Origin of the sequence: Lentzea sp. NPDC051838 (genome assembly GCF_040681245.1) — a bacterium.
Taxonomy (GTDB): Bacteria; Actinomycetota; Actinomycetes; order Mycobacteriales; family Pseudonocardiaceae; genus Lentzea.
The window spans coordinates 819,665-832,312 of record NZ_JBFAYI010000001.1 but is presented as its reverse complement, the minus strand read 5'-3'; the positions used below and the strand labels follow the sequence as shown (position 1 = coordinate 832,312).

Annotated in this window: 15 protein-coding genes; 12 read left to right on the top strand and 3 right to left on the bottom strand. The window is 69.2% G+C overall.

The window, feature by feature from the left end; genetic code table 11:
* Positions 1 to 21 precede the first annotated feature (21 nt).
* The 4 genes from AB0M24_RS03630 (at position 22) to AB0M24_RS03615 (ending at position 2,788) form a co-directional block, all read left to right on the top strand.
* Positions 22 to 594, top strand: a complete 573-nt coding sequence (locus tag AB0M24_RS03630; RefSeq protein WP_363760495.1) for a DUF4240 domain-containing protein — start codon at positions 22 to 24, stop codon at positions 592 to 594.
* 69 nt (positions 595 to 663) lie between these two features.
* The gene (locus tag AB0M24_RS03625) at positions 664 to 1,245 is read left to right on the top strand and encodes a DUF4240 domain-containing protein (protein ID WP_363760492.1); all 582 of its coding nucleotides are present in this window, start codon (positions 664 to 666) and stop codon (positions 1,243 to 1,245) included.
* 650 nt (positions 1,246 to 1,895) lie between these two features.
* Positions 1,896 to 2,462 (top strand): DUF4240 domain-containing protein, encoded by a 567-nt coding sequence (locus AB0M24_RS03620; protein ID WP_363760489.1) that lies wholly within the window; start codon positions 1,896 to 1,898, stop codon positions 2,460 to 2,462.
* Positions 2,462 to 2,788, top strand: a complete 327-nt coding sequence (locus AB0M24_RS03615) for a hypothetical protein (protein ID WP_363760486.1) — start codon at positions 2,462 to 2,464, stop codon at positions 2,786 to 2,788. The genes AB0M24_RS03620 and AB0M24_RS03615 overlap by 1 nt, the downstream gene beginning before the upstream one ends.
* Here the strand turns inward: AB0M24_RS03615 and add are convergent.
* The gene (gene add, locus AB0M24_RS03610) at positions 2,755 to 3,729 is read right to left on the bottom strand and encodes an adenosine deaminase (RefSeq protein WP_363760483.1); all 975 of its coding nucleotides are present in this window, start codon (positions 3,727 to 3,729) and stop codon (positions 2,755 to 2,757) included. The two genes, AB0M24_RS03615 and add, sit on opposite strands and share 34 nt — an antisense overlap.
* Positions 3,730 to 3,842: 113 nt before the next feature.
* Between add and AB0M24_RS03605 the strand changes: the two genes are divergently transcribed.
* From AB0M24_RS03605 to AB0M24_RS03580, 6 genes are all read left to right on the top strand, one after another.
* Positions 3,843 to 4,877 (top strand): DUF6461 domain-containing protein, encoded by a 1,035-nt coding sequence (locus tag AB0M24_RS03605; protein ID WP_363760480.1) that lies wholly within the window; start codon positions 3,843 to 3,845, stop codon positions 4,875 to 4,877.
* Between the two features lie 10 nt (positions 4,878 to 4,887).
* Positions 4,888 to 5,259: a DUF4180 domain-containing protein gene (locus tag AB0M24_RS03600; protein ID WP_363760477.1), complete on the top strand. Its 372-nt coding sequence runs from the start codon at positions 4,888 to 4,890 to the stop codon at positions 5,257 to 5,259.
* Between the two features lie 51 nt (positions 5,260 to 5,310).
* Positions 5,311 to 6,357 carry a beta-eliminating lyase-related protein gene (locus AB0M24_RS03595; RefSeq protein ID WP_363760474.1) on the top strand — a complete coding sequence of 349 codons (1,047 nt, stop codon included), beginning with the start codon at positions 5,311 to 5,313 and terminating at the stop codon, positions 6,355 to 6,357.
* Positions 6,354 to 7,472, top strand: coding sequence for a site-specific integrase (locus AB0M24_RS03590; RefSeq protein ID WP_363760470.1), 1,119 nt, complete (start codon positions 6,354 to 6,356; stop codon positions 7,470 to 7,472). The genes AB0M24_RS03595 and AB0M24_RS03590 overlap by 4 nt, the downstream gene beginning before the upstream one ends.
* Positions 7,473 to 7,839: 367 nt before the next feature.
* Positions 7,840 to 9,348, top strand: a complete 1,509-nt coding sequence (locus AB0M24_RS03585) for a M4 family metallopeptidase (protein WP_363760467.1) — start codon at positions 7,840 to 7,842, stop codon at positions 9,346 to 9,348.
* 106 nt (positions 9,349 to 9,454) lie between these two features.
* Complete coding sequence (locus tag AB0M24_RS03580) at positions 9,455 to 9,919, top strand: hypothetical protein (RefSeq protein WP_363760464.1); 465 nt, start codon at positions 9,455 to 9,457, stop codon at positions 9,917 to 9,919.
* On the opposite strand, the gene AB0M24_RS03575 is transcribed toward AB0M24_RS03580, so the two are convergent.
* On the bottom strand, positions 9,874 to 10,317 hold the full coding sequence (locus AB0M24_RS03575) for a nuclear transport factor 2 family protein (RefSeq protein WP_363760461.1): 444 nt from the start codon (positions 10,315 to 10,317) through the stop codon (positions 9,874 to 9,876). The genes AB0M24_RS03580 and AB0M24_RS03575 overlap by 46 nt on opposite strands.
* A 107-nt stretch (positions 10,318 to 10,424) precedes the next feature.
* Here AB0M24_RS03575 and AB0M24_RS03570 point away from each other — a divergent pair, with 107 nt between their 5' ends.
* Positions 10,425 to 10,799, top strand: a complete 375-nt coding sequence (locus AB0M24_RS03570) for a YciI family protein (protein ID WP_363760458.1) — start codon at positions 10,425 to 10,427, stop codon at positions 10,797 to 10,799.
* Positions 10,796 to 11,974, top strand: coding sequence for a sigma-70 family RNA polymerase sigma factor (locus AB0M24_RS03565; RefSeq protein WP_363760455.1), 1,179 nt, complete (start codon positions 10,796 to 10,798; stop codon positions 11,972 to 11,974). The genes AB0M24_RS03570 and AB0M24_RS03565 overlap by 4 nt, the downstream gene beginning before the upstream one ends.
* Here AB0M24_RS03565 and AB0M24_RS03560 read toward each other — a convergent pair.
* The gene (locus AB0M24_RS03560) at positions 11,946 to 12,638 is read right to left on the bottom strand and encodes a histidine phosphatase family protein (protein WP_363760452.1); all 693 of its coding nucleotides are present in this window, start codon (positions 12,636 to 12,638) and stop codon (positions 11,946 to 11,948) included. The genes AB0M24_RS03565 and AB0M24_RS03560 overlap by 29 nt on opposite strands.
* Between the last annotated feature and the right edge of the window lie 10 nt (positions 12,639 to 12,648).

Genomic DNA, 12,648 nt, shown 5'->3' with positions numbered 1-12,648 from the left:
CGCGTCGCTAGCGTTGCGCGCATGGATACCGGGGGCTTCTGGAAGCTGGTCGACCACTCACTGGGGAAGTCCGCTGACCTGGCCGAACAGCGGGCGTGGCTGTGCGGGCGGCTGGCGCTGTTGCCGGCGGGTGAGATCGCCGACTTCGCGGTGCGGCTCGACGAGCAGCGGCGGCGGGTGGACACGTGGGCGCACTGGCAGGCGGCGACTCTGATCTGCCACGGCCTGTGCGGGATGGACTCGTTCTTCTACTTCCAGGCGTGGCTGATCGGTCAGGGCAGTGCGGTGTTCGAGTCGGTGGTCGCGTCGCCGGACGCGCTGGCGTCGGTGGCTCAGGTCGTGCGGCTGTCGTCGCTGGGCGGTGTGGACGGCTGGGCCGACGCGGACTGGCCTGAGTGGGAGGCGCTGTACCGGGTGCCGGACGACGCGTACTCGGCCGTGTTCGGCGGGGACCTGGACGACCTGCTGGACTCGCGGGGGCAGGTGCGGGCGTTCGACGTGTCGCCCGGTGGTGAGGACGTGGAGATGGAGGATCCGGCGGACATCGCGCTGCGCATTCCGCGTTTGTGGGAGTTGTTCGGGAAATCGTCGTAGTTGCGTGCCTGCGGTGGTCCGATCGGCGGCGTCCAAAAATTGTCAGACCCCTCCGATAGCGTTGCGGTTATGGACCTCGACGTCTTCTGGGACCTCATTGAACGCTCTCGTGCTTCCACCTCTGACCAGCATGAACGCCGCTTGTGGCTGACGTCGCAGCTGGCGTCGCTGCCGCCTGCCGAGATTTTGGGCTTCGAGACGTTGTTAAGTGCGTCACGTGGTCGCGTAAACACGTTCTCACACTGGCACGCGGCTTATGTGCTGTGCGACGGGTTGTGTTCCTTGGACCAATTCTTCGCCTTCCAGTCGTGGGTGGTCGGGCTCGGCCGGTCGGTGCTGCGCGAGGTCGCCGCGGTGCCGGACGCGCTGGCCGACGTGCCGGCGGTGCGGACGCTGCTGGCGGTGGGCGCGGACTCGTGGCCGGACAGCGCGTGGCCGCTGTGGCCTGGTCTGGGCCGGGTGTCGCACGACGCGTTCTTCGAGTCGACGGGCCGCTCGCTGGAGAACGCCCTGAAGGTCCTGGGGTGTGTCCGGGCGACGGAAGCCGGCCCGTTCACGGGTCCGGTGTGGGACCTGGACTCGCCGTTGGAGGCGGCGGTGCGGCTGCCGCGGTTGTGGGAGCTGTCCGCGGGGATGGAGGAGGCGGCGTGATGGCGGCGCTGCCTTCTCCGGCTCGTCTGGTGCGGCGGGGCCGAGCAGGTCATTGCCTGGTGGCCTCGCCGAGCTGATCGCTCTCAGCCCGTTCGCGAGGCCGATCGCTGAGCGGTTTCCTTCCTCTGGGTCATTGCCCGGTCCCTGCTCCTCGGCCGTCTCATCCTGGTCGTTCCCCTCTTCGGGACAGTCCGTGTTTCCCGTTCCCGGCCGTCTGACCCCTCGGCCGTTTCCTTCGTCAGGCCAGTCCGCCTTTCCCGTTCCTCTCCGCCGCATCCTCCGGGCCGTGCCATCTCCTCTGTCTTGTCCCCCAGCCTCTTGCCGTTTCGGCCTCCGGCTCGATCCCCGGTTCCCACTCCCCGGCCCTTCTCGCCACCTCTGTCCCATCCCCTTTCCGTCCTGCCCCTTCCGTCTCGGTCTCCGTCCGTTTCGGGCCTCCGACTCGACCCCCGGTTCCCGCTCCCTTGCCTTCCGTCCCCTTCCGTCTCATCCCCCGTCCGCCCCCTTCTTCGGGCCAGTCCGCGTTTCCCCTCCCGTCCGCCGCATCCCCTTCGTCTCCTCTCCCCGTCCACACCCCGGTTCGCGACCCCTGACCAGGCACGACGCCGGGCCTCCGAAAATTGTCAGACCCCCTCGCTAGCGTGCTGCGCATGGACCTGAACGCGTTCTGGGCCCTGCTCGAGAGGTCGGCTTCCGAGACCTCGGGCCAGGACCGGCGGCTGGAGTGGCTCGTGACCGCTCTGTCCTCCACGGCCTCCTCTGCGGAGGAAGCCGTGGAGTTCGCGCTGCGCCTGGACGAGGTGCGGCGCCGGGTAGACACGTGGGCGCATTGGCAGGCGGCCGACGTGATCTGCGGCGGGCTGTGTTCGGACGACGGGTTCTTCTACTTCCAGGCGTGGCTGGCCGGTCAGGGCCGTGCGGTGTTCGAGTCGGTCGCCAAAAATCCGGACGCGTTGGCTGATCTGCCGCACGTCCGGCATCTGGCGTCGCGTGGTGGCGTGCACGCGTGGGCTGATGACGACTGGCCGGCGTGGGAGGGCCTCGACTACGTGGCGGCCGAGGCATTCGACGGTGATCTGGAGGCCGTGCTGGCGGCGCGTGGCCTGGAGGTGCTGGTGTCGCCGGAACCTGTGGGTGAGCGGTGGGATTTCGCGGATCCGGCGGAGATCGCGGCGCGGGTTCCGCGGTTGGGTGCGTTGTTCGGGAAGGTGGCGTGATGGACGTGCCGGTGGATGTGGTGGTGTGGCGGGCTCCTGGTCCGGCGTCGTCGGCGGAGGCGGCGGCCCGCTACGCCGAGCTGCGGTCCTCGCCGTTGGGCGCGTTCGACCCGCGGGTGGCGGCGTTCGTGCGCGAGTTGCGCCAGACCTCGCCGGATCCGTCGTCGGCGGTGTCGTGGAACGAGGCGATGACCGTGGGCACGGACGCGGTGATCGTGCACGTGGTGTGGCCGGGCCACCAGCAGGTGCTGGATCTGGTGGCGCTGCTGGCGTCGCGGCACGGCCTGGTGTGTTACGAGCCGGCGCGCCAGGTGGCGATGTCCTGACGCAGCGAGGCTTTCGTGGTCTCGGGCGCGAAGGAGGCGTCGGCGGCATTGGTCGCGATCCGCGCGATGAGGTCGTCGTCGAAGCCGAGCTCGTCGCGCAGCAGCTGGTACTCGCTGGTCAGCGTGGCGCCGGTGGACGCGGGGATGTCGGTGCTGAGCGTGACGGTCAGCCCGGCTCGCATGAGCAGTGGCAACGGATGAGAGGAGACGGATTCGACCAGTCCCAGCAGGACGTTGGACGAGGGACACACCTCCAGCGGAACGGCGCGGTCTCTGAGCAGCGCGACGACGTCCGGATCGTCGAGTGCCCGGAACCCGTGCCCGATCCGGTCGGCGAGTCCCAGGGTCACGGCCTCGGCCACGCTGTCCGCGCCGCACTGTTCTCCGGCGTGGTGCACGAGCCCGACCCCGGCTTCCTTCGCCTCCCGGAACACGGCGGCGAACGGCGCGAGCGGGTAGTCCTCCATGCCCGCCGTCCCCACGGCCACCACCTCGGGGTGTGTGACCGCGAGTCTCACCGACTCCCTCAGTCGAGCGACTGACCGCTTCCTGGGGTGGTCCACGATCACACGGCATTCGATGCCGTGGGCGGCCTGTCCTGCGGCGAGCCCGGCCAACACCGCCTCGAGCGGCATGTCCGGATCCCGAAGCCGTTCCCCGTGCGCTGCCGCGGTGAACGTGACTTCGGCGTACCGGGTCCCCTGCGCTGCTTCCTCGGCGCAGAACTCGTACGCGATCCGGCTGAAGTCCTCGGCTCGCCGCAGGCAGTCCCGCACGGCCCCGTTGTGCGCGGCGAACTGCGCGAAGTCGCCGTACGCCGCGGCACCGCGCGGCACGTCGACGCCGTGGTGGTCGGCGAGCTCGGCGACGGTGTCCGCGCGCACCGTGCTCTCCAGGTGCACGTGCAGGTGAGCCTTGGGCAGGGCGGCAAGATCACGCATGTGCGGCGACGCTACCCAGCGCCGCGGTTCGGCGCGCCCGCATTTCGCCCGAGGCGGGCCCGGCGTCCTCAGTTGACCACCGCGTCACCGCCCGAGTCCTACCCTCGGCAGGCGTGACGCGAGCTGTCGATCACTACTTCGAGCTGCTGTCCGCGGACCTGCTGCCGTCCGACGCGTTCTGCCTCACCGCGGTGCGAGGCCTGACGGTCGACGAGGCCCTGGAGCGCTTCGACGGCTACCCGGGCTGGGCGAGCGCGACCGTCGCCGAGCTGGGTGAGCGCGCGGTCGCCGTCTACCCCGACGAGCTGCCCGCCGTCGTCGCGGACGAGGTCGACGGCTGGGTTCTGCTCGCCGAGAACAACGGGTGGCACGGCGCGAAGGACTCGGTGCTGCGGCGGTTGTCGCACGGCACGGTGGTGGCGTCGGCGTTCTGGAACGTCAACCGGGACAGCGCCATCAGCCTCGCGCGCGACGGGGAGGTGCTCGCCGCGTTCGACTTCGTCATCGGCCGGGACAAGCCCGCGGCGCTCGTGCCGTACCTGGACGGGCTGGACTTCACCGACGCGTACCGCTCGACGGCGGAGGCACTCGCGTTCGTGGAGGGTGTCTCGGGTGTGAGGCTCACCGCGCAGTGGGCGGAAGGGAGCCATCCCGCTTCGGTCGTGGGTGACCTGTGGCGGTTCCGGCAGTCCGATCCGGTGGGCTGGCTCGACCTCACCGCGCCGGACCTGGCCTCGGCGGCCACGACCATCGCTCCCGCAGAGGTCAGGTCGGTGGCGGAGAGGGCGGTGTCGCTGACGGCCGCGGGTGTCGAGACGGGCGGGATGTCGTTGGAGCAGGCGTATCGGCGGGTGCTGGAGCTGCGGTGGGACCGAGGCCGGCCTCCTGACCGCACGAGGGATCCCGTCGCGTTGCTGCAGGAGGAGGTCCTCCGTCGCCGCACGGAACCCGTGCGGGAGCGCCAGGCGGAGACCGCGGCACATGTGATCGCGGCGCGGATCGCTCTGCGCGAGCGGGAGCCGGTGGTCGCGCTGGCCGGGGCGATGTACAACGCGTGTCAGGCCGATCGGGCGCGCTGGCCGGCGTTGCTGGCGGAGGTCCGGGGGTGGCCGGAATTCGGCGCGACACCGGGCCGGGACCGGCACTAGGTTCCGGGCCATGCCTGATGTTGTGCAGACGCGCCATGGCGCGACCGTGCTGATGTGCGCGCCGGACGGGCCGCCGGTCAACGACGAGCAGTCCGCTGTGGACCTCATGGCCACCTTGTGGGGGCAGGAGGTCGGGTGGCTGGTGCTGCCGGTGGCGCGGCTGACGGAGGACTTCTTCGTGTTGCGCACCAGGGTCGCGGGCGCGGTGGTGCAGAAGATCCAGCAGTACGGCTTCAGGATGGTCGTGCTCGGTGACATCGCCGAGCACGTCGGGCGGAGCACGGCGTTGCGGGACTTCGTGTACGAGTCGAACCGGGGGCGGCAGCTGTGGTTCGTCGCGGACGAGGCGGAGCTGGACGCGCGACTGAGCGCAGCCGCCTGACCACGACAAAGACTCTATTGCCAGCTACTTGCAACAAGTAGGCTCGGCGGTATGGACATCCGCCGTTCCCTGTCGAACCACGCCGGTCCGCGCCGGTCGCCGCACGAGGTGCTCAGAAGGCTCGCCGAGCGGATCACGCCGGACACGACCGCCGACGGGCCGGTGCGGGAGCTGGAGGCGCGGGTCGCGGGCCTGCTCGGCAAGCGGAAGGCGTTGTTCTTCCCGTCGGGGACGATGGCGCAGCAGACGGCGCTGCGGGTGCATGCCGAGCGGCGCGGCAGGGTCGCGTTCGCGGGGCATCCGCAGTCGCATCTGCACGTGTGGGAGAACCAGGGGTACAGCGTGGTGCACGGGTTGCGGTTCCATCCGGTGGGTGACCGCAACGCGTTGCTGACGCTGCGGGACCTCCAGACCGTCAAGGAGCCGCTCGCGGCGGTGGTGTTCGAGCTGCCGCAGCGCGACATCGGCGGCCAGTTGCCGAGTCTGCGGGACCTCGCCGAGCAGACGAGCTGGGTGAGAAGCGCGGGAGCGGCAGCGCACTGTGACGGTGCGCGGATCTGGGAGGCGCAGACCGGTTACGAGGCGACGCTTCCGGAGCTCGCGGGTCTGTTCGACACGGTGTACGTGTCGCTCTACAAAGGACTCGAGGGCGTCAGGGGTGCCGTGCTCGCGGGTGACGCGGAGACGATCGAGCACGCGGAGGTGCGGCGCAGGAGGCTGGGCGGCGCGATCGTGGACGCGTGGCCGTTGGCGGCGATCGCGTTGATGGGCCTGGACGAGAACCTCGAGCGCATGCCGGAGTTCAAGGCCCACGCGCAGGCGCTGGCGAAGGCGATCAACGACGACGGCTTCGCGCACACCACTCCGCGCACACCGCAGACTCCCCTGTTCCACGTGCATCTGCCGATGTCGCAACAGGAAGCGCAACGGGCCGCGGAAAACCTCGCGGAGGAGACCGGGATCAAGCTCTTCCTGTACGCGAGGTCGAACCCGGACCCGGGCAGGTGCAGTGTCGAGGTGAGCGTGGGGATTCCGGCGCTGGAGTTCACGCCACGGGAGGTGGCGGAGTTGATCAGAGGACTACCATCGCGGGTGTGAGTCTGCCCGAACCCGTTCAGCACGCGCTGGTGCGGGTGTCGCACTCGGTGCTGATCGACGTCGACGCGCTCGCGAGGGTGCGCGAGAGGTTCGACGACGAGCAGGCGGCCTCGCTCAACCACTACCTGCGCAGTGCGCAGTCGCCGAACACCGTGCGCGCGTACCGGTCGGACTGGATCGCGTGGGCGGGCTGGTGTCAGGCGGAGGGACGTCAGGCGCTGCCGGCGGACCCGCTCGACGTCGCCGTCTATCTGGCGGCCGCGGCGGACACGATCAAGGACGACGGCTCGCCGGCGTTCGGCGCGTCGACGCTGGAGCGCAAGTCGGCGGCGATCTCGGCGGTGCACGCGGCGAACGGGTTGCCGAGCCCGACGCGCAGCGATGTCGTGCGGCTGACGCTGCGGGGTATCAGGCGTACCCGCAAGCAGCAGCCGAAGCGGAAACGTCCGGTGCTGCTCGACACGCTGGAGGCACTGCTCGCCGAGCGACCGGACGAAGGGCCGGCACGGGTGCGGGACGCGTTGCTGCTGCTCGTGGGGTTCGCGGGCGCGCTCAGAAGGAGTGAGCTGGCGCGGATCGAGTTCGAGGACGTCACCGTCGACGTGGATCCGCGCACGCACGAGCCGTTGCTGCTGATCGGGCTGGGGACGACGAAGACCGACCAGACGGGCAAGCATCAGCAGCAGGTGGTGCTGCCCCGCGGCAGTCGCCGGCCGACGTGTCCGGTGTGCGCGTTCGCGGACTGGGCGGACGTCCTGGGGAACAAGGAGATCACCGAGACCGGGCTGCATCGCTGCCATGGCTTCCAGGCGGCGCACCGGCAGGGGGCGTTGTTCCCGGTGATCAACCGGCACGGCGGCATCGGGCAGAAGGCGATGTCGGGGCGCGCGGTGGCGGAGCTGGTGAAGCGGTACGCGCTCAAGGCGGGGCTGGATCCGGAGCTGTTCGGCGGGCATTCGCTGCGGGCGGGGTTCGCGACGCAGGCGGCGCTGGGCGGGGCGAGCGACCGGGAGATCATGCGGCAGGGCCGGTGGACGAACCCGCGGACCGTGCACCGCTACATCCGGACCGCGAACCCTCTCGAGGACAACGCCGTTACCCGTCTGGGCCTCTAGATCTGTGACCCAGGTCTCACCGTGGGCGTTTAACTCTAAACAAGATCCCCTCCGGTAGGGCTGCACCAAACGGCGCAGCGCACTGGGCCACAAGCACGTGCGAACCGAGAAGTTTCCGTCGTGTTTCCACGCTGGTTGAGCTGGTGTTTTGTTCCACCATTCGGACAAAACCCGATCTCCTGACCTGCGCGGCAGCTCAATTCGTGAATCCATCTCGCACTTTGGGAGTGGCTGGTCGCATGCACTGAGAGCAATACGATCACCACGCCCGGTCATCGACGATGGTCGGGATGTTCCACGGTGGTCGACCCGGCACCCCTGTAACGCCGGAGCGATCACTCCCTGCACCGGAACAAGGAGCATGTGCATGAAGCGCAAAACCCTGGGCATCACCACCGCCCTGATGTCCGCGGCGGCCCTGGCCACCACGGGCACGCTGGGAGCCAGCGCGGCGCCACAACAGGCCGCGAACCCGCTGTTCTCGGCGGCCGAGCAGGCGGGGACGATCTCCACCGCTCTCGGCCTGTCCGGCGGCGAGCAGCTCGTCCCGCGTGACGTCGTGCGCGACGCCGACGGCACCGCCCACTTCCGGTTCGACCGGACCCTCAACGGCCTCAAGGTCATCGGCGGCGACCTGGTCGTCGCGCAGAAGGCCGGACAGGTCAGCAGCGTCGTGAAGGCGACCGAGGCCTCCCTCGCCGGCCTCGACACCTCCGCGCCGCTCGCCGCCCAAGCCGACTCGAAGCTCGTCGTGTTCGCGCTGGACCACGCGCCCGTGCTGGCGTGGGAGACGGTCGAGCACAGCGTCAAGGAAGACCAGACGCCGAGCGCGGTCCACACGTTCACCGACGTCAAAACCGGTGAGACGCTGCTGACCTACGACGACATCCACGTCGCGGAGGGCACCGGCCAGTCCACCTTCAGCGGCACGGTCCCCCTCAACACCACCCAGTCGGGCAGCACGTTCCAGCTCAAGGACCCGGCGCGCGGCAACCAGGCCGTGAACAACCTCAACAACGGCTCCGGCACGGGCACGCTGTTCACCGACGCCGACAACAAGTGGGGCAACGGCACCTACACCGACAAGGCCACCGCGGGTGTCGACGCGGCGTTCGGCGCCGCGAAGACCTGGGACTACTACAAGAACGTCCACGGCCGCAGCGGCATCAAGAACAACGGCGTCGGCGCGCTGAGCAAGGTCCACTACGGCAACAACTACAGCAACGCCTTCTGGAACGACTCGTGCTTCTGCATGACCTACGGCGACGGCGCGAACAACCAGAAGCCGCTGACCTCGCTCGACGTCGCGGCCCACGAGATGTCGCACGGCGTCACCTCGGCCACCGCGGGCCTGATCTACTCCGGTGAGTCCGGTGGCCTCAACGAGGCCACCAGCGACATCTTCGGCTCCACCACGGAGTTCTACGCCAACAACGCCGCCGACACCGGCGACTACCTGATCGGCGAGAAGATCGACATCCGCGGCGACGGCAAGCCGTTGCGCTACATGGACAAGCCCTCCAAGGACGGCCGCAGCCTCGACAACTGGTCCTCCACCGCGGGCAACGTCGACGTGCACTACTCCTCGGGCATCGCCAACCACTTCTTCTACCTGCTGTCCGAGGGCAGCGGCAAGAAGACGATCAACGGCGTCGCCTACGACTCCCCCACCTTCGACAACCAGCCCGTCACCGGCATCGGCCGCGCCAAGGCCGAGAAGATCTGGTACCGCGCGCTGACCACCAAGTTCACCTCCAGCACCAAGTACGCCGCCGCCCGCACCGGCACCCTCGCCGCCACGGCCGACCTCTACGGCGCCTCGTCGCCCGAGTACGCGGCGGTCAACCGGGCCTGGGCCGCGGTGAACGTCAAGTAGCAACCAGCACAGACCCGCCACAAGAAGACCGAGGGCCCGGACCGCACCCCCTGCACGGTCCGGGCCCCGGCATATCTGCGTTGCGCCCCAACGGACAATCAGTCCCATGGGGATGTTCAGCTTCGTCAAGGTCCGCGACCTCGAATGCCCGAAGTGCCACCACGTCGACGACTACGACGTGCAGTTCTACTTCGGCGGCTGCGACCTCGACTACTTCGAGGTCGGCGAACCGCTCAGGTGGGGCGCGTACGACCGGGGCGAGGCCGGCCATCCCCTCGTGGTCACCGACGGCTTCGGCCAGGCCTGCACCGGCTGCGGCGGCCCCTACGTCCTGCCCGACCCGCCTCCGGAGCCGTGCGAGGTCACAAGCCCCGACCAGTTCGACATCTTCATCGAGAACGACGTGATCGTGCACGCCACCTGGAGCACCGGAGAATTCCCCTACTACAACGATGACGTGGCGACTCCCAGCCGAAGCGCCTCCTACATCGTGCTCCAGGAACGTCCGCCCTTCCTCCCGCCGAGTCAGGGCTCCAGGTCGGTGGCCGCCAAGAACGACCCGTCCATGTAGAACGGCACCGACACGTGCTCGTGCGTGATCAGCCACCGCCCGTCGCGCCGCCGCAGCCCCACGGTGATCCGCGTCCACATCGAGAACCCCTCCGGATACCCGACCGGCACGGCCGAGAGCCGCTGCAACCCGTGCACGAACGCGAGGTCACCGGACACCTCCACCGACAGGTCGCGGTGCTCGATCGCGATCGGTCCCTCGAACCCCGCCATCCACCCGGCCACCGCGTCCGGGTCGCGGGCGTCCAGGCCGGTGTTGCGCAGCGGCGGCGCCAGCGTGCACGTCACCGCGTCCTCGGCGTACCGGGCGACGACGCGCGCGGGCGAGCGGTCTCGCATGCCTTCGACGAGCGAGGTGAACAACCCCAGGATCTCGTCCTGCACCAGCGTGTGAGTCATCTCGAAGCCTTCCGATCAAGTTGGCTGACACACCGATGTCGAAGCACGGCCCGCGGTCTCGACATGGCGGTGAGAAGATTTTCTCTGGGCTCAGAGCGGAGGCCGAAGTGAAGTACCTGATCCTCATCTACAGCAACCCGAAGTCGCGGGCGGCGTGGGAGAAGCTGACCGAAGAGCAGCAGATGCAGTTCGGCCAGGACCACTACGACCTCAGCGACAAGCTGCGCGCGTCCGGGGAGCTGATCGTCAGCGAAGGTCTGCCCGGGCCCGAGACCGGCAAGGGTGTGAGCATCAGAAACGGTGAGGTGGTGGTCACCGACGGGCCGTTCGCCGAGGCGAAGGAGTACCTGGCCGGGTTCTACCTGGTCGAGGCCGACTCGATCGACCAGGTCATCGCCCACGCCGCAACGCTGCCGGACGCGCACAACGACGGCATCGAGGTCCGGCCCGTCTGGGACATGTCGATGCTGGACGACATGTGAGGACCACGCCACGCGTCGAGGACCTGCTGCGGGAGCTCGCGCCGCAGGTCCTAGGCGTGCTCGTCCGCCGCCACGGCCAGTTCGACGTGTGCGAGGACGCCGTGCAGGAGGCGCTGCTCGGGGCCGCGCAGCAGTGGCCGGAGCAAGGGATACCGGACAACCCCAAGGGCTGGCTCATCACCGCGGCGAGCAGGAGGTGGATCGAGCAGTACCGGTCGGATCTGGCCCGCCGTCAGCGCGAGGAGAAGGTCACCGCGCTCACGCCGCCGCCCGCCGATCCGGCGCCCGCCCACGACGACACGCTCACGATTCTCGCGTTGTGCTGCCACGAGAGCCTCACGACAGCAAGCCAGATCGCCCTCACGCTCCGGGCGGTCGGCGGGCTGACCACGGCCGAGATCGCGCGGGCGTTTCTCGTGCCGGAATCGACTGTGGCGCAACGGATCAGCCGCGCGAAGCAGAAGATCAAAGGCGCCAAGTTCCGCACCCCGCAAGACCTGACGGCGGTGCTGCACGTGCTGTACCTGATCTTCACCGAAGGCTCGACCGCGAGCTCGGGCGACGACCTCGTCCGAGTCGACCTCACGGCGGAAGCGATCCGGCTGACCCGCCAGCTGCACCGCAGACGGCCCGACGACGGCGAGCTCACCGGGCTGCTGGCGTTGATGCTGCTCACCGACGCCCGCCGGCCCGCCCGCACCGACGAGCAACAAGCACTGATCCCACTGGCGGACCAGGACCGCACCAAGTGGGACCGCGACGCCCTCGACGAGGGCACCGAGCTCATCCAGAAAGCCCTCAGCACCGCGCAGATCGGCCCCTACCAGCTGCAGGCGGCGATCGCAGCGGTGCACGCCGAGGCGACAACGGCGGAAGACACCGACTGGCACGAGATTCTCGGCCTCTACGAGCTGCTCACGGTCACCGCGCCCGGCCCGATGGTGTCACTCAACCGGATCGTCGCGGTCGCGATGGTCCACGGGCCACAGCAAGCACTCGACGAACTGTCCACACTGGACCTCGACCACTACCGCGTCCACGCGGTCCGAGCGCATCTCCTTGACCTGCAAGGAAAACACACCGAAGCCCAGCAGGAGTACGAGAAGGCCGCGAAGCTGACGTTGAGCGTCCCGGAGCGGCGCTACCTCAGCTCCCGGTCGCGCCGCCCACGGTAGCGTCCGACGACGGCTCCTCCTGCGGCGGCGCCTGAGGCACCACACCCGCCAGATCGCCGCCGTTGTCGTTGACGCGCAACACGAACGGCCGCGTCTGCGTGTACTGCACGACGGAAATCGAGCACGGGTCGACGACGATGCGCTGGAACCCGTCCAAGTGCACGCCGAGAGCGTCCGCCAGCACTGCCTTGATCACGTCACCGTGCGAGCACAAAACCCACACCGCGCCCGGCCCGTGCTCCGCCGTGATCCGAGCATCGTGCGCGCGCACAGCGGCAACAGCACGCGCCTGCACATGCGCGAGCCCCTCACCCTCGGGGAAGACCGCGGCGGACGGATGCTGCTGCACCACCGCCCACAAAGGCTCGTTGAACAGATCCTTCAACGCCTTGCCGGTCCACGCCCCGTAGTCCACTTCGGACACATCCGGCTCCGCGACCGCCTCCAGCGCACGGTCCGCCAGCAGCGGGGCCAGCGTCTCCTCGCAACGCTGCAGAGGAGACGACACCACCGCGCTCACCGGAATGTCCTTCAACCGGCCGACGAGTGCCGCGGCCTGCGCCTGCCCCCGCTCGTCCAACCCCACACCCAACGACCGCCCGGCGAGCACACCGGAACCGTTGGCAGTGGAACGAGCATGTCGAAGCAGAATCACCGTGGCCACGACATCCACC